The sequence below is a fragment of the Streptomyces sp. NPDC013187 genome, from assembly GCF_042899705.1.
Classification (GTDB): Bacteria; Actinomycetota; Actinomycetes; order Streptomycetales; family Streptomycetaceae; genus Streptomyces; species Streptomyces hawaiiensis_A.
Genome location: NZ_JBIBAF010000024.1, coordinates 1 through 16,873, shown reverse-complemented (window position 1 = coordinate 16,873; position 16,873 = coordinate 1). Strand labels below are relative to the sequence as shown.

Annotated in this window: 13 protein-coding genes and 1 pseudogene; 11 read left to right on the top strand and 3 right to left on the bottom strand. The window is 69.1% G+C overall.

All coding sequences use genetic code 11. The features are described 5' to 3' along the window. Window positions 1-49 precede the first annotated feature (49 nt). Window positions 50-601, bottom strand: a pseudogene (locus tag ACFY5B_RS36315) (SAM-dependent methyltransferase); the annotation flags it as partial. Window positions 602-616: 15 nt separating this feature from the next. After that, complete coding sequence (locus tag ACFY5B_RS36310) at window positions 617-1,585, bottom strand: hypothetical protein (protein WP_389978438.1); 969 nt, start codon at window positions 1,583-1,585, stop codon at window positions 617-619. A gap of 348 nt (window positions 1,586-1,933) precedes the next feature. Between ACFY5B_RS36310 and ACFY5B_RS36305 the strand changes: the two genes are divergently transcribed. After that, the gene (locus tag ACFY5B_RS36305; RefSeq protein WP_389978435.1) at window positions 1,934-2,383 is read left to right on the top strand and encodes a spore-associated protein; all 450 of its coding nucleotides are present in this window, start codon (window positions 1,934-1,936) and stop codon (window positions 2,381-2,383) included. 88 nt (window positions 2,384-2,471) lie between these two features. On the opposite strand, the gene ACFY5B_RS36300 is transcribed toward ACFY5B_RS36305, so the two are convergent. Beyond that, window positions 2,472-3,644 (bottom strand): ROK family transcriptional regulator, encoded by a 1,173-nt coding sequence (locus ACFY5B_RS36300; RefSeq protein ID WP_389978432.1) that lies wholly within the window; start codon window positions 3,642-3,644, stop codon window positions 2,472-2,474. Between the two features lie 781 nt (window positions 3,645-4,425). Between ACFY5B_RS36300 and ACFY5B_RS36295 the strand changes: the two genes are divergently transcribed. From ACFY5B_RS36295 to ACFY5B_RS36250, 10 genes are all read left to right on the top strand, one after another. Further along, window positions 4,426-5,703 (top strand): NAD(P)/FAD-dependent oxidoreductase, encoded by a 1,278-nt coding sequence (locus tag ACFY5B_RS36295; RefSeq protein ID WP_389978429.1) that lies wholly within the window; start codon window positions 4,426-4,428, stop codon window positions 5,701-5,703. 114 nt (window positions 5,704-5,817) lie between these two features. Then, window positions 5,818-8,676 carry an FAD-binding and (Fe-S)-binding domain-containing protein gene (locus ACFY5B_RS36290; RefSeq protein WP_389978426.1) on the top strand — a complete coding sequence of 953 codons (2,859 nt, stop codon included), beginning with the start codon at window positions 5,818-5,820 and terminating at the stop codon, window positions 8,674-8,676. Between the two features lie 257 nt (window positions 8,677-8,933). Beyond that, window positions 8,934-10,283: an aspartate aminotransferase family protein gene (locus ACFY5B_RS36285; RefSeq protein ID WP_389978423.1), complete on the top strand. Its 1,350-nt coding sequence runs from the start codon at window positions 8,934-8,936 to the stop codon at window positions 10,281-10,283. Between the two features lie 23 nt (window positions 10,284-10,306). Then, window positions 10,307-11,389: a phosphotransferase gene (locus tag ACFY5B_RS36280; protein WP_389978421.1), complete on the top strand. Its 1,083-nt coding sequence runs from the start codon at window positions 10,307-10,309 to the stop codon at window positions 11,387-11,389. Between the two features lie 71 nt (window positions 11,390-11,460). After that, window positions 11,461-12,126 (top strand): haloacid dehalogenase type II, encoded by a 666-nt coding sequence (locus ACFY5B_RS36275; protein ID WP_389978418.1) that lies wholly within the window; start codon window positions 11,461-11,463, stop codon window positions 12,124-12,126. 299 nt (window positions 12,127-12,425) lie between these two features. Beyond that, a complete protein-coding gene (locus tag ACFY5B_RS36270) occupies window positions 12,426-13,523 on the top strand; it encodes an extracellular solute-binding protein (protein ID WP_389978415.1) in 1,098 nt (365 codons plus the stop codon). Next, window positions 13,516-14,682, top strand: coding sequence for an ABC transporter ATP-binding protein (locus ACFY5B_RS36265; protein WP_389978412.1), 1,167 nt, complete (start codon window positions 13,516-13,518; stop codon window positions 14,680-14,682). Before ACFY5B_RS36270 ends, ACFY5B_RS36265 begins: the two co-directional genes overlap by 8 nt. A gap of 3 nt (window positions 14,683-14,685) precedes the next feature. Beyond that, window positions 14,686-15,591, top strand: coding sequence for an ABC transporter permease (locus ACFY5B_RS36260; protein ID WP_389978409.1), 906 nt, complete (start codon window positions 14,686-14,688; stop codon window positions 15,589-15,591). After that, window positions 15,588-16,433, top strand: a complete 846-nt coding sequence (locus tag ACFY5B_RS36255) for an ABC transporter permease (protein WP_389978406.1) — start codon at window positions 15,588-15,590, stop codon at window positions 16,431-16,433. Before ACFY5B_RS36260 ends, ACFY5B_RS36255 begins: the two co-directional genes overlap by 4 nt. A 123-nt stretch (window positions 16,434-16,556) precedes the next feature. Next, window positions 16,557-16,873, top strand: a 317-nt coding sequence (locus ACFY5B_RS36250; protein ID WP_389978404.1) for an aldehyde dehydrogenase family protein, incomplete at its 3' end; no start/stop codon positions are given.

Here is a 16,873-nt window from a genome sequence, read left to right as displayed (position 1 = left end):
GAGGATTGTACGGGCGGTTTTCGCGTGCCGCGGAGGCGGCGGGGCCGTGTCAGCGGACGCTTTCCGGGCGTCGCGCGAGGATCACGAACTCCCGGCCCGGCCGGTCCGGTGCGTCACGTACGTCCTCCACGACATGACTCTGCGCGGCGTGTTCCGCCTCCGTCTCCTGCCGCTGGCGAAAGCGCAGCGTCGAGTCCGACGTCAGCGCCTGCCGGTCCACGCCGAACACATAGGTCCACCGGAACGCCACCAGCGGCCCGCTCACGGCGAGCAGGTCGCCCAGGACTCGACGGCGCCGAGGCCCGCTACTTCTGTCACGTCACGCCGTACGTGGCCTCTCGGTTCCACTGCTCCCAGGCGCGTCGGGCCGGTATCCGCCTCTCGAACACCAGGCGCCCTTCCGGGCCGCAGCGCGGCCCGGAAGCCTCGCAGGGTCAGCTGCCAGTCCTCCGGGCCGGTGATCTCCCGGGCGACGTTGCCTGCCCGTCTTCGTCGCGAGGCCGGCGGCGAGCGGCGGCAGGGCCGTCGCGTCGCCGTGGATCCATCGCACCCGCTCGCCGCCCGGCTTGCCGCGTGCCCACCTCCCGGCGGCTGCGCACGGCCACCGACCGTCGGCTCAGCCGCCGAGGCAGATGACGAGCAGGCAGAGCTCCTTCGACTTCGGGTCGGAGGGGGACGTCTCGGGCGGAGTGGTCGCCGCGGGCGGGGGTGTCGAGGGGGACGTCGGCTGCTGTGCGTCCGAGCCGGACGCGGCGGCCGGGGGTGCCGTCGGCTCGGTGGCCGTCGAACCGGATGAACCGGACGACCCGGATGAACCTGATGATCCGACGCTGCCGGTGGCCGCGCCGACGGTGTCCCTGACGGTCTTGCGGGGCGCGGTCGTCAGCGGGAGTTCGCGGGGCGCGGCGGCCGCGTCCGTCCGCGTGTCCGTCGGCGTGGTGCGGGGGTCGGCGGCCCGGGACTGCTGGTGGCGCGAGGCGCGGTCGTCGTGCGACGGGGTCGTGGAGGCGGAGCGCGGGGCGTCCTGCCGGCTCGACGTCGGTTCGGTGATCGTCGGCGCCTCTCCGAGGGCGCCGCCCATGGTGGTGTCCTCCGGCGTCGCGGAGGCCTGCACGCCGGGCTTCGCGTTGCCGTTCATCGCGGCGACCGTCAGACCACCTCCGACGAGCGCGACCGCCGTCGCCACCACGGCCCGGCGCTGGTTCTTCTTCCAGCGGGCCAGCTGACGCCGCCGGGCCGCCCGCCCCGCCAGCCGGGCTTCGTAACCATCGGCCACGTCGGCGTCCGAGGGGTCGTGGGCACCCGAGGAGTCGTGCGCGCCCGAGGAGTCGTCGTGGGCGCCGGACGAGCCGGGGCCGTCCTGCCTACGCGCGGGGGCCTCGTCCCACACGGTGCCGTCGTGCCAGGTGCCGAGGGCTGCCGGGTACTCCCAGGAGGCCGGTCCGCCCGGGTCCATGGCGGGCCCGCGGTCCGGGCCGGGGCGGCCGCCGAGGACGGAGGGGTCGATGTCCGGGGCGTAGGCGCCGCACCCGGGGCAGACCAAGGCGCCGTTGAGGTGCCGACGGCACGACGAGCAGTAGTCCATGTGTGGTGTTCCCGATCTGGCTGTTCCGGCGGCTCGCCGGCCGCGCCCTGGTCACGTTCGCACGTGGGATCGAGCCGTAACGCTAACGAGACTTTGAAAGGGCGGTGTGCAGTCCGTGTGACACCCCTGCACAGATCCTCGGGATCTCGCGTGTGCCATAAGTGACGCGTGAGTAAAAGAGTCGCAACGTGGGAACGCTCGGGCACCCGCCGTCACGGAGCCCGCCCCTCCACTCGTGTCGCCCCTCAACTCCCCCGATTTTCCTGCCGACTGACGCACAACCCTTTGGACATCGGGCGGGTCACACCATGCAGGAGCAACCACCTCGAAGAGTTGCATGGGGGAAATATGCGATTCACCCGTTCCATCCTGGCAGCGTCCGCCGTGGCGGCATTGTCCGTGGGAACCATGACCGCCCTGGCGTCGCCGGCCTCGGCCGCGCCCAACACCACGCCGCAGAAGGTCTGCGGCAGTGGGTACAAGACGGTCAACTCGGCGAAGGTCGGCTCGTTGGGGACCGTCTACCTGACCTACAACGCCTCCAACGGCCAGAACTGCGTCACGACCATCCGCAACAACCCGGGCAATTCCGTGAACATGTCGGCCTGGGTCTCCGTCCCGGACACCGAGGAAAGCCACTACGACGAGGGCCTGTTCTCGTCGTACGCCGGACCGACCTACGTCTACGGCAAGGGCCACTGCGTGGACTGGGGCGGCGGCATCGCCAACACGTACGTGCAGGTGTACGGCTCCAACTGCGGCTCCCTGAAGGAGCACCGGGTCACGTTCACCCGCTGACCCCCTCCGGCCGGGCTCCACGGGCGACCGTGGGGCCCGGCTTCTCCGTGCCGGCCTACGCCCGCCCGCCGCCCGCCGACGGGTCGGCTCAGAAGGCCGGCGCCGACTGCTCGGCGGCGGACTGGCTCTGGCGCCGAGCGCCGAGTACGGCTTCCCGGAGCCGTTCGTGAGCCATCGTCAGGCACGCGTAGACCGCCCCCTGCGCCGTCGAGATACCGATCAGATGCGGAACGGTCCTGATCTCCGGGACGACCGGAAGGCTCCGGTCGAGTCGTCCGCGCACTTCGGGAAGCACCTCGTCGACGAGCGGACGCAGACGGCCCACGAAGTACACCGACTCCGGGTCCAGGGTGACGGCGACGACGCTGACGGCGGTCACTATGGCCGTGGTGAACGCCTCCAGCACCTCGGCGCGGGGCGCCTCGTCGTGCGACTCCTCCCAGAGGTCCTCGACGCGCTCCAGGTCGAGCCCCCGCTTGCGGGCGAACCGCAGGAGGCCGCGCGTGCTCAGCAGCTCGTCGAGGATCTCGTCCCCGACTCCGGAGGAGAGCACACCGATGTCACCGAAGGCGGGCGTGCTCCCCCGGGCGAGTTCATGGTCCGTGCAGCTGGCGAAGTTCAGGATCGTGCTGACGCTGAAGAGCGCGGCGTTGGTGATGGTGGCGTCGTTGGTGAGGACCCCGAGCAGCGATGCGTTGGCATCGCTGTCGAGCAGTACGGGCGCTTCGACCAGGTCCTCTATGGCCCGGTGGAGGCCGGGGCCCGCGAAGATCTTCATCGACTCGGCGGGGCCGAAGATCTCCGTACCGTTACGGACCCGGCCGGGCACGGCGGCGACGATCTGGCGCAGCGGCCCCTGGGCCGACTCGGCGGCCTGTGCGATCAGGCCGACCAGCCATCGCGCGGCGTCCGCGACCTCCTGATGGTCGGCGGTCGGCACCGTCATGTGCTGGATCTCTCGGCCCCTCAGGTCGGTCACCAGCACACCGGTGGTCTGTACGCCGAAGCTGATCCCGACCACGTGCCCGGTCGTGCCGGGCAGGTCGAGATAGGTGGACCGGCGGCCGCGTCCGGTGACCTCGTCGACCCCGCCGTCCACGACGAAACCGTCGGCCCGCAACTCCTCCACCGCTCGGGAGACCGTGGCCTTGCTCAGTCCCGTCAGTTCGATGAGGTCGTTCCGTGTCAGCGGCGCGTGGGTGAGGACCACGTCGAGGACCGACGCCTTGTTGTAGTCGCGAGAGGTGGGGTTGGTGGTCACGTGATGACCATAGCGAGCCCGGTAAGCCGATCGGGCAGTGACCGGCTTGGGGGTGATGATCGCGGGCTGCGACGCGGGGACCGTCGGCCCTTCCCGCACGCCCGCCGCTTTCGCCTGGGCGGGCGGGAGGGGGCCGTTGTCCATGTCTTTCGCCTTGCCGGACGGTTCTCGGCTCATCTGTCATGCACTCCGGAGGGTCCCCGAGGCACTCCGAGGCAGCATCGCCGGGTGCTGCGGACCAGGAGGCTGGGGGTCGACGACCAACTGACTGTCGGCAGCGAGCATCGATCAGACGGTGGACCCCTGCGCGATCAGCCGCCGGTACGTCGTTGACGTCGCTGAGCTGATCGCCCTGCGGTCAGAGCGAGTTGACCGCATGCGGGCGAGCGTATCACTCGCGATCAGCGTCTTTCCGCCGACTCGAACGGTCAGCGGTGGTGCACGTCCCTCGCGCAGGGCGCTGGTCACCTGCCTGTCCGGGACCTACATTGAGGCGTTATCGCAGGAATCAGGCACTCCGCATCGCCACGGACACCCTCCCGCCTCCCCCGGCCGCCTCCTGCCGCCCGACCGGTCAACCGATCGCAAATTATTGTTTCAGGTTGGAACTGGAACGAAGAGTGGTATGGTCTGAGCGCAGCAGCGAGCACCCTTCCGACACCCGACAGATCAGCGAGTCGCCGAACGGCGGCCGGGATCCCTGGTTACGACGCACCTCACAAGGCCTGACTCACGTGCGTTAAGAGCGGCTGACGGCACTGGCAGGAGAGAGAGCAGCGACATGAAGTTCACCCCCTACTGGCTCGACACCGCTCCGCAGGGGCCGGACAGATCCCGGACCGAGATCGGCGGGCGCGTCGACGTGGCGATCATCGGAGCCGGCCTGACCGGCCTCTCGGCAGCGCTGCACCTGGCGCGCAAGGGCGCCAACGTGCACGTCTTCGAGAAGGAGACGGTCGGATTCGGCGCGTCCGGGCGCAACGGCGGTATGGCCACCCTCGGCATGTCGATCGGTTTCCGCTCCGCGGTCTCCCGGTACGGCTTCGACACAGCGAAGCGGTATCTGCTGGCCTACCACGACGCGGTCGACACCATCGAGAACCTCGTCAAGGAAGAGAACATCGACTGCGACTTCGCTCGCACGGGCAAGCTGAACCTGGCGTCCAAGCCTGCCCACTTCGACGGTCTGCGCAAGACCCACGAGATCATGTCCGGTCGGCTCGGGATCGAGACCCGTCTGATCTCCAAGAGCGAGCTGCACACCGAGATCGGCTCCGACCGCTACCACGGCGGCATGGTCGACGCCCGGAGCGCCGGACTGCACGTCGGCAAGTTCACCAAGGGACTCGCCGAGGCGGCGGCGCGGATCGGTGTCACCCTTCACGAGAAGGCACCGGTCGAGCAGATCAACAGACTGGGCGGCACCAAGCACGAGCTGGTCACTCCGCGCGGCACCGTCCAGGCCGACCAGGTCCTGGTCGCGACCAGCGGCCACACCGCCCGGCCGTTCCGCTGGCACCAGGTCAGGATCGCTCCGGTCGGCAGCTTCATCATCGTGACCGAGCCGCTGGGCAAGGACGTCTGCGACATGCTGCTGCCGAACCGGCGGATGGCATCGACGTCCCTGAACCTGCTGAACTACTTCCGGATCACCCCGGACCACCGGCTGCTCTTCGGTGGCCGCGCCCGGTTCGCCATGTCCAACGAGCAGTCGGACGCGAAGAGCGGACGCATCCTGCACAAGGCGATGACCGAGGTCTTCCCGCAGCTCACCCAGACGCGTGTCGACTACTGCTGGGGCGGCCTGGTCGACATGAGCATGGACCGGATGGTGCACGCCGGCGAGCAGGACGGACTGTTCTACTCGCTCGGCTACTCGGGCCACGGCGTCCAGATGGCAACCCACATGGGCAAGCAGATGGCCGAGGTCATGAACGGTGACTCCGACGCCAACCCCTGGAGCGACCTGCCCTTCAAGCGGATCCCCGGCCACTTCGGACCGCCCTGGTTCCTGCCCTTCGCGGGCGGTTTCTACAAGTTCCTCGACGTCATCAAGTAGGCGCAGGACAGAGATGCTGAGCACACGTGTGGAGCGCCGTGGGGTCCTCGTCGCGACCCCGTCGCAGGCAGCGGGCCCATCGAAGGCAGCGGGCCCATCGAAGGCGGCGGGCCGATGACGGCCGCCGTCGACACGCTGGTCGTGCGGCTGGCCGAGCTCGCACCCGGGGTGCGGGTCGAAACCGGGGCAGGGGCGACGGGCCCGTATGCCTATGACGCCTCCAACTACCGTGTGCCGCCGCGGGCGGTGGTCTTCCCGCGGACCGCTGATGACGTGGTGGCGGTGGTGCGGGTCTGCCGTGAGGTGGGTGTGCCGGTCACGGCCCGGGGCGGCGGCACGAGCATGGCCGGCAATGCCGTCGGTCCGGGAGTGGTCCTGGACTTCTCCCGGTACATGAACCGGATCCTGGACATCGATCCCGTGGCGCGTACCGCGCGGGTCGAGGCGGGGGTGGTGCTGGACGGGCTGCGCTCTGCGGCTGCCCTGCACGGTCTGGATTTCGGTCCGGATCCGTCCTCGCACAGCCGGTGCACGCTGGGCGGGATGATCGGCAACGACGCGTGCGGGAACCGTTCGGTGCGCGACGGGCGGACCAGTGGGCATGTGGTGTCGCTGGAGATCGTGACGGCCGACGGCGTGCGGGCCGTGGCCGATCACGCCGGGCTGCACCCGGTGGATCCGGGTGACGCCGGGCCGGTCGCCCGGCTCGAAGCCGATCTCAAGCGGCTGGTCGAGGAGAACCTGGCGCCGATCCGGACCGAGCTGGGCCGGATCCCGCGTCAGGTCTCGGGTTATCAGCTCCACCACCTCCTGCCGGAGAACGGCTTCGACCTGGCCCGTGCTCTGGTGGGTTCTGAGGGCTCCTGTGCGGTCGTCACCGCTGCGACGGTCCGCCTGGTGGCGACCGCACAGGCCTCCACCCTCCTCACGCTCGGCTACGAGGATGTGGTCGCGGCGGCCGAGGACGTGCCGGAGATCCTGCGCTTCTCGCCGAGCGCGGTGGAGGGCATGGACGAGGCGATCGTGGCGACCATGCGCGCCCGCCGAGGCCCTGATTCCGTCACCGGTCTGCCCGAGGGGCGGGCTTGGCTGTACGTGGAGCTCGAGGGTGACGACCCGGCCGAGGTGCATGCCCGGGCCGCCGAGCTGCTCGGCGTGCTGAAGGCCCTGGGGCGGTTGACCGGGGGCCGGGTGGTGGACAGCCCTGCGGAGCGGCGGTCGTTGTGGCGGGTGCGTGAGGACGGGGCGGGGCTGGCCGCCCGGCTGGTGGACGGCGGAGAGTCCTGGCCGGGCTGGGAGGACGCGGCCGTCGCCCCGGAGGACCTGGCCGCCTACCTGCGCGGGTTCCGCAAGCTGCTGGCCACGCACGACCTGACCGGTGTGTTGTACGGGCACTTCGGCGCGGGCTGTGTGCATGTGCGGATCGACTTCGACATGACCACCGATGACGGCCGGGGGGTGATGCGCCGCTTCCTCACCGAGGCCGCCGCCCTGGTCGTGGAGCATGGCGGCACGCTGTCGGGTGAGCACGGTGACGGGCGGGCGCGCAGTGAGCTGCTGAAGGTCATGTACAGCCATCGCATGATCGCCGCGTTCGCCGCCTTCAAGCAGGTCTTCGACCCCGACGGACTGCTCAACCCCGGTGTGATCGTCGACCCGGCCCCGCTGGACGCCGATCTCGCGTTGCGTGAACTGCCGCTGGTGGACACGACGTTCGACTTCCCCCACGACGCGGACGGCTTCGCCGGCGCGGTGCGCCGCTGTGTCGGGGTGGGCCGCTGCCGCAGCGATGCGGGCGGGGTGATGTGCCCCAGCTACCGGGCCACCGGTGAGGAGAACGACTCCACCCGCGGCCGGGCCCGCATGCTCCAGGAAATGGTCCGCGGCGAGACGGTGACAGAGGGCTGGCGCTCCACCGAGGTACGCGACGCCCTCGACCTGTGCCTGTCCTGCAAGGCCTGCTCCAGCGACTGCCCGGTCGGCGTCGACATGGCCACCTACAAGGCCGAGTTCCTCCACCAGCACTACAAGGGCCGCCTGCGCCCCCGCTCCCACTACTCCCTGGGCTGGCTGCCCCTCACCTCGGCCCTGGCCGGATACGCCGCCCGCCCGGTCAACGCACTGCTGCGCGGACCGCTCGGCAAGCTCCTGGCCCGCCTGGGCGGCGTCACCACCAAGCGGCGGATACCGTCCTTCGCCTCCCGCCGCACGCTACGCAAAACGCTGCGCGCTGCAAGGCCCGCGGAGCCCGCGAAGGCCGTGCTCTTCGTCGACAGTTTCACCCGCGCCTTCCGCCCCGAGATCGCGGGAGCGGCCAGCCGGGTCCTCGCCGACGCCGGCATCCCCTGCACCACGCAGGACGACCTGTGCTGCGGACTGACCTGGGTCAGCACCGGACAACTCTCCATCGCCCGCCAGATCATGGCCCGTACCGTCACCGCCCTGGACGACGGCGACACCCGGCCCATCATCGTGGCCGAACCCAGCTGCGCCGCCGCCCTCAAACGCGACCTCCCCGAACTCCTCGGTACCCGTGCCGCCCGGCGCGTGGCCGACCGCGTCCACACCCTCACCGGGGCCCTGACCGACCTCGCCGACCAGGGTTGGAGCCCGCCTGGGCTGCCCCGGAACGTCGTGCTGCAGACCCATTGCCACGAGTACGCCACCTTCAAGGGCCGCCGCCCCGCCGACCTCCTGCGCCGCCTGGGCGTACGCGAGGTCGACGAGGCCGAGGGCTGCTGCGGACTCGCCGGCAACTTCGGCTTCGAGGCCGAGCACTACGACACCTCCATGGCCGTCGCCGACCTGGCCCTCAAGCCACGCCTCGACCACCTCGACGGACGAACCGTCGTCGCCGACGGCTTCAGCTGCGCCACCCAGATCGACCACCTCGCCGGGGACCAGGGCATCCGCGCCCTGCATCTCGCCGAACTGCTCGACCCCGCCGCCGACCGTCCGGAAGAGACGTCTTGACAGAGGTACCCGGACCAGTGGCGCGTCGCACCATCCCCTGACACGCGCCTTCGAACCCCCTTGGTCGGCGTCAGCCGCCTCACCGTGACCGCGTACAGCCCGCCCCCCGTTGGCCGGCGTACAGCCGCTGCGACACCCGGCCGGATACCGCCAAAAAAAGTTTCTAGTTTCAGGTTGGAACTGGAACGAGGAATGGTATGGTCTCAGCCACAGCAGCGAGCAACCTCGAAGAAACAAGACTGAAGGTGTGCCTGCAGATGACTTCGACGCTTAGTCGGGCAATCGCCAACTACCCCAACCGGTTCGACCCGGGGGTACTGGGCGAACTCCCCCAACACCTCCAGGAGACCATCGAGCGCCGCGACAGGGTGCTCGGTCCTGGCTACACACTCATCTACAAGGAGCCGGTCGAGTTCGTCTCCGGTCACGGGGCCCACCTGATCGACCGCGACGGCAACGACTACCTCGACGCGTACAACAACGTCCCCTGCGTCGGGCACGCCCACCCCCACGTGGCCGAAGCCGTCGCCCGTCAGATGACCGCGGTCAACACCAACACCCGCTACGTCCAGGAAGCACTGGTCGACTACGCGGAGCGGCTCCTCGCGACCTTCCCCGAGGAACTGTCGAAGCTGAGCATCGCGTGCAGCGGGTCGGAAGCGAACGACCTGGCTGTGCGGGTGGCGCGATTCCACACGGGCGGCGAGGGCATCATCGTCACGCGCTGGGCCTACCACGGCATCACCCGGGAGGTCGCGAGCTTCTCCCCGCACCTGGGCTCGGGCTCACCGCTGGGTCCGAACGTCCGCCTCATCGATCCGCCCGACCCGCGCCTGGCCGCACCCGGGACCACGCCGGCCGAGCACATGCGGCAGCAGGTGCGCGGGGCGATCGAGGACCTGGAGCGCCACGGCTATCGCCTGGCGGCGCTGATCACCGACTGTGCCTACACCAGCGACGGCATCTTCACGGATCCGGTCGACTACATGCAGGGTGTGGTGGAGGAGGTGCACGCGGCCGGCGGTGTCTACATCGCGGACGAGGTCCAGTCCGGGTTCGCCCGGCTCGGGGAGTCGATGTGGGGCTTCAGCCGCCACGGCGTGCTGCCGGACATCGTCACCATGGGCAAGCCGATGGGCAACGGAATGCCGATCTCGGGCGTGGTCTTCCGCCCCGAGGTCAGCGAGGAGTTCGGACGCAACGTCCGCTACTTCAACACCTTCGGCGGCAGCTCGATCCCCGTCGCCGCCGGTGCCGCGGTGCTGGACGTCCTGGAGAAGGAGAACGTGCAGCAGCGCGTCCTGGACAACGGCAACGCTCTGCGCGCGGGGCTGAGGGAGATCACCAGGAACTCTCCCTACGTCGCCGAGGTGCGCGGCGCCGGTCTGTACGTCGGCGTGGAGATCGTCAAGGACCGGGAGACCCTGGAGCCGGACCGTCTGCTGACCGAGGACGTCATCAATGACATGCGCGACCGCCGCATCCTCATCAACGGCACGGGCAAGTCGGCGAACACGCTGAAGATCCGCCCGCCACTGGCCTTCGACTCCGCCGATGTGACCCGCTTCCTGGAGACCTTCGCCGAGGTCGCGAAGAACCGTCTGTAGCAGCTTGGCCGAAGGGACTGACCGTGAACACCTCACCGGCTACCGACTTCGCTGAACGGCTCCTCGAGGAGAGTGGCCTGACATCGTCCCACGACCCCATCGACGCGGTGCTGGTGAGCATCTTCCTCGAGAAGCACTACCGCCTCAACGGGCGTCTCGGGCGACTGGCAACCGAGAAGGACGACACCTTCAGGCTGAAGACCGACGCCGGCGACTACCTCGTGAAGGTCTCACCACCTGACGAGGCCGAGGCGACCGTCGAGTTCCAGACCGCCGCCATGCGCTTCCTGGAAAGCGCCGCTCCGCAGCTGCCGGTCCAGCGAGTGAAGCCGACCGCCGACGGAGACGACAGCGTGACCATCCGGCTGAACGACGGCAGGACCCGGCTTCTGCGGGTCTTCGACTTCGTCGCGGGTCCGGTGCTGGCGCAGACGAGCCCGGACGCGGAGCAGCTCGCGAAGGCCGGCGCGATGCTGGGACGAGTCGACGTGGCGTTGAAGGGCTTCACACACCCCGCGGACAGACGCGGCCTGGTGTGGGACATCCGCCACTTCCACCGGCTGACCAGCCTGGTGCAGTACACACCGAACCCGGAGCACCGCCGACTGGCCCGAGAGGTCTTCTGGAACTTCGACGAAGCTGTCGTCCCGAGGCTGAGCGATCTCGAGACGCAAGTGATCCACGGTGACTTCAGTCCCTACAACGTCGTGGTGGATCCGAACAGCGACGATCACTTCGTCACCGGTGTGATCGACTTCGGCGACACAGTACGCAGCGCCGTGATTTTCGACCCCGCCGTGCCCATGGCGAACCTGCTCGGCAGGACACCGGAGCAGCCCTGGCGGGACGCCTGCGCCTTCGCCGCCGGATACCAGCGCGAGCGGCCGGTCGAGGACTCGGAACTCCCCCTGCTCCCGGTTGCCGCACTGGCCCGCCTCACGCTGCGCGCGCTTCTCATGAACTGGCGGGCTGAGCGCGCACCCGAACGGCGTGAGTACCTCCTCGCTCACGCCAAGGACGACTGGACCAACATCGAGCGCGCCCTGGCCGTGAGCCTGAGGGACGTCAACGCGCAACTCAGAGAAACCCGACACGGGCATGCCTGAAAAGGCCACGCTCCCATCCAATCCCCGCAGAGAAAGATCGGAAATTCTTCATGAGTAACAAAATCCCCTCTTTGCAGTTCCGTCCGAAGTACGTTTCGTTCGACTGCTACGGCACGCTGATCAACTACCAGATCACTCCCATCACCCGTGAGCTGGTCGGCGACCAGATCCCCGCCGACCAGTGGGACCAGTTCGTCAAGGAATTCCGCGGTTACCGCTACGACCAGGTGCGCGGCACGTACTACTCCTACGAGCAGGTGCTGCACGATTCCTTCGAGCGGATCTGCAACCGGTGGGGCCTGAAGGTGGCCCCGGACGCCGGCAAGCGGTTCGCCGACGGCGTCCGCAGCTGGGGGCCCCACGCCGATGTTCCCGAGCCGCTGAAGAAGATGGGCGAGAAGTACAAGCTCGTCATCCTCTCCAACGCGGACGACTCCTTCCTCGAGGGCAGCGTGCCCAAGCTCGGCGCCGACTTCCACGCGGTCTACACGGCGGAGCAGGCCGGCTACTACAAGCCCCGCTACGCCGCCTTCGAGTACATGCTCGACCAGCTCGGCGCGTCCCCCGAGGACTTCGTGCACGTCTCCTCCCACACGCGCTACGACCTGATGCCGATGCACGACATGGGCTTCCGCAACCTGATCCTCCTGGACCGCGGCTACGACCCGGTGACCCACGGCTACGACTACGTGACCGTGAAGTCCCTCGACGAGCTCAACACCATGCTCGGCATCTGACACGCAGCCGGCACCGGTCCCGCACGGCACCGCTGCATGGGCGTCGCCTGCCAACGGCGTTGCCGTGCGGAGTCGACCGTCCCGAATGCCTCGCGCTGATTGCCTCGTCACGGCTACGCGGCAACACCGCTCATCTCATTTCTTCTCTTTCCCTCCCCCCGGTCACGCTCGGCGGGCCCTTTGAGCCTCGAGCGTTCCCTCCGCCGATCGTCGGCGCCCAAAAGCCCCCCGCACCGGGACCTGTACGTCCCGCATCACGGATTTCCCGCATCCCCAGCGATTTCCCAGGAGGCACCGCCATGGAAGGCAACCTGATAGGACGCAGAACCCTCCTCCGCACCGCAGGCGCTCTGGCCGCTGCCGGCGCCATGACCGGCTGCGGCACCCTCATGGGCTCCGGCGAAAGCCGCGGCTCGACGAGTGGCGGCGGCAAGAAGCGGTTGGTCGTCAGCAACAGCGGTGGCGCCTACAACGACGCCCTGAGCAAGGCGATCTACGAGCCGTTCACCAAGGAGACCGGCATCACGGTCACCACGGTCACCTACCAGTCGGCGCAGGTCATCGCCCAGGTCAAGCAGGGCCGCCCGCAGGTCGACCTGATGGACAACTCGCTGCTGGTCTTCCAGAAGATGGCGCGCCTGGAGTGTCTGGAGCCCATCGACCACGACCGTCTGAAGAGCGTCAAGGGCGCCGGCATCCCGGAGCACCAGCTGCCGGAGCACGCGGTCGGCAAGAACGTGTGGTGCAGCCTGATGGCTTACCGCACGGACAGCCTGAAGCGCGCCCCCAAGAACTGGGCGGACTTCTGGAACACCCACACCTTCGCCGGTCCGCGCTCCCTGCAGAGCGCGGAGGTCGACATCCCGGAGCTGGAGTTCGCCCTGCTCGCCGACGGTGTGCCGCTGGACAGGCTGTACCCGCTGGACGTGGACCGGGCCTTCAAGGCCATGTCCAGGATCCGCGGCGGAGTGAAGAAGTTCTGGAACACCGGCGCCCTGCCGGCCGTCCTGATCGGCCGCAAGGAAGTCGTCGCCACCAGCCTCTACGGCGGCCGCGCCGACGAGTTGATCAAGCAGGGCCAGCCGGTCGCCTACCAGTGGAACGGTGCCCGGCGGCTCACCAACGGCTGGGGCATCCCGAAGGGCGCGGACAACACGGACGCCGCCTACAAGCTGATCGACTTCTCCCTGCGCCCCGAGGTGCAGGCGGCCTTCGCCAAGCTCTACCCCGGCGGCCCGGTCGTTCCCGGCGCCATCAAGCTGCTCTCGGACGACGTCCTGGCCACCCTGCCGACGTCGCCGCAGAACCTGAAGGTCGGGTTCGACGCGGATGTGGCCTGGTGGGACAAGAACCGTGACGCCGTCACCAAGCGCTGGCAGGAGTGGGCGGATGCCTGAGAGGACCAACACGATCAACGCCGGGAAACTGTCGGCTGACGACCTCGCCGCGGTGCTGGCACCACGGTCCAACGCGCCGACGGGCAAGTCGTTGTCGGTGACGGGCCTGCGGAAGTCCTACAGCGGGACGACGGTGGTCGACGGGGTGGACATGGAGATCGCGGCGGGTGAGTTCGTCACCTTCCTCGGCTCCTCCGGCTCCGGCAAGACCACCACGCTGATGATGCTCGCCGGGTTCACCGAACCCGACTCCGGCACCATCGCCGTCGACCGCCGGGACATCACCGAACTCAACCCCGGCAAGCGTGACTTCGGTTTCGTCTTCCAGCAGTACCTGCTCTTCCCGCACATGACGGTCGCCGAGAACGTCGCCTTCCCCCTGCAACTGCGTGGGGTGGCGAAGGAGGAGATCCGCCGCCGCGTGGGGGAGACGCTGGAGGCGGCGGGCCTGTCGAAGTTCGCCGGCCGCAAGCCCCGCGAACTGTCCGGCGGGCAGCAGCAGCGCGTCGCCCTGTGCCGGGTGCTGGTCTACCGCCCGCCGATCGTCCTGATGGACGAACCGCTCGGGGCGCTGGACAAGAAGCTGCGCGACCAGATGCAGACCGAGATCAAATCCATCCAGCGCGAACTGGGCCTGACGGTCATCTACGTGACGCACGATCAGGAAGAGGCGCTGGTCCTGTCGGACCGCATCGCCATCATGAAGGACGGCCGTATCGAGCAGTTCGACACTCCGCGCGGCCTGTTCGAACACCCCCGCACCCCGTTCGTCGCGGACTTCCTCGGCGCCGCCAACTTCCTCACCGGCAAGGTGGAGGAGACGACCGCGGACGGCTGCACGCCGGTGCGACTGGACACCGGTGGCATTCTCAAAGCCCGCGCTCACCCGTGCGCGCCGGGACAGAGGGTGCGGGCCGCGGTCCGGCCGAGCAAGCTCCGCCTGGTCAGCGCCGAGGAGAGCTGCTGTACCGGCATGGTCGAGACGGCTGTGTACTGCGGTTCGCTGACCCGGATCACCGTGCGCCTGGACGGCGCTGCTCCGGAGACGCCGCCGCTGCGTATCGAGACCGCCCACACTCCGCCCCGCCCCGGCGAACGCGTCTGCGTCACCGCCGACCCCGAGGACGTCAGTGTCTTCGACGGAACGGACGGGGGGTGAGCCGTGGCCGGCACCGCTATCGCACCCGGCAAGGTGCGTGTCAAGAAAGCATCCGCCATGCGCGGCCACCGCTCGCGGATCGCGCTGGTCAACGCCGTTCCCGTCACGGTGTTCCTGCTGGTGCTGTTCGTCTACCCGATCATCGGGGTCCTCTCCCTCAGCCTCAAAGGTGACACCGGCGGCTTCACCCTCCACTGGTACGCCGACGCCCTCAGCGGCGTGAACCTGTCGGTGCTGATGTCGACCCTGCGGATCTCCGCCGAAACCGCGGTGCTGAGTCTGCTGGTGGGATTCGTCCTGGCGCACGCCATCGCCCGGATGCGGCCCGTGTTCGCCGCGCTGGCGATGCTGATCGTGGTCGTACCGCACTTCATCAGCGCCCTGGTGCGCACCTACGGGTGGATCATCATGCTCGGTGAACACGGCCTGATCAACACCCTGTTGACCTCCGCGCACGTACCGGGCGCACCGTTCTCGCTGCTCTACAACGAGATCGGTGTGGTCATCGGCACCACCTCGGTGATGCTCCCGTACACCGTCCTGGTTCTGCAGGGCGTGATGCGCGGCGTCGACGGTCGGCTGCTGGCTGCCGCGGCAGGCTTCGGCGCCTCCCGGCTGACGGTCTTCCGCCGCATCTACCTGCCGCTGGTGGCCCCGGGGATCGGCACCGCGGGCCTGCTCAGCTTCATCCTGTGCCTGGGTTACTACATCACCCCGGCCCTGATGGGCGGCGACAAGCAGACCGTCGTCGCAGCGCTGATCGACCAGCAGGTGATGAAGCAGGACCAGTGGAACTCCGCCGCCGCCTTCGGCGTCATCCTCCTCCTGCTCACCTTCGCCGGCCTCGGTGTGCTGGGCCTGGCCAAGCTCCGCCGCAAGAAGACACACGAGCGAAGGAGCAGCTCATGATGGAACTGCCTCCCACCCGGGCCGGACACGTCGGCCGCGCCCTGAGCGCCACCGCGATCCTGCTCTTCCTGGCCATGCCGATCGTGATCATCCTGGTCACCTCCTTCGGCGCCGACGGCATCGGCACCTTCCCGCCCGAGCACTACAGCACCCGCTGGTACGAGCAGATGGCCGCGCCCGGCGGGAACTGGGCCACCTCCATCGCACTGTCCAGCCTCATCGCCTCCCTGACCACGGTGTTCTCCCTCATCCTGGGAACCACCGCCGCCATGGCCCTGGCCCGCGGCCGTCTCCCGCTGCACGCGGCCGTCTACGGCCTGGTCCTGGCCCCCATGCTCATCCCCCAAGTGGTCATCGCGCTCGGGCTGTTCCTGTTCTTCGAACCGGTCGGCATGCTCGGCAGCCCTCTGGCGATCGCCCTCGGGCACACCGTGCTCGCCGCACCCATCGCCGTCCTCATCCTGATCTCCACCCTGCGCGGAATCGACGAGCGGCTGGAGGACGCGGCGGCCAGCATGGGCGCCGGCCGCATGACCGTCTTCCGCCGCATCACGTTCCCGCTGGCGACCCCCGGCCTGATCGCCGCCGCGGTGTTCTCCTTCATCACCAGCTTCGACGAGTTCTTCATCGCCCAGTTCATGTCGACACCCGACACCCGCACCCTGCCCGTACTCGTCTTCAACGCCCTCCAGTTCGACGTGGACCCGACCGTCACCGCTGTCAGCGCCGTCCTCATCGCCCTGGCCATCCTCGCGCTCGCCCTGGTCGCCCTCGTCCGCAAACTCGGCGGCCACCGCAACGGACAGAACGCCAGTGCCCTCCCCGTCGAGCCCCTCACCTGACCCACCTTTCCTGCGGGCGGGCGCCTGGGCGGCGCCGGCGGGGGCGTCCGTTCTCCACAGGCGTCACGCTCAGCGGTCGCCCGTCCGCAACACCACTTGATTCAGAGTTCAGGAGCCACAGCCATGACCACGACTGTCGTCCGTGATGTTCCCAAGCAGTTGTTCATCGGCGGTGCCTGGCAGGACGCGGAGTCCGGCCGGACCCTGCCCGTCGACAACCCCGCCACCGGCGAGGAACTGTGCCGGGTCGCCGACGCCTCCCCCGCCGACGGGCAGCGCGCCGTCGACGCGGCGGTGGCCGCGCAGGCCGCCTGGGCCGCCACACCACCCCGCCAGCGCAGCGAGATCCTGCGCCGCGCCTACGACCTGATCATCGCGCGCACCGAGGACCTCGCGCTGCTGATGACCCTGGAGATGGGCAAGCCGCTGGCCGAGGCCCG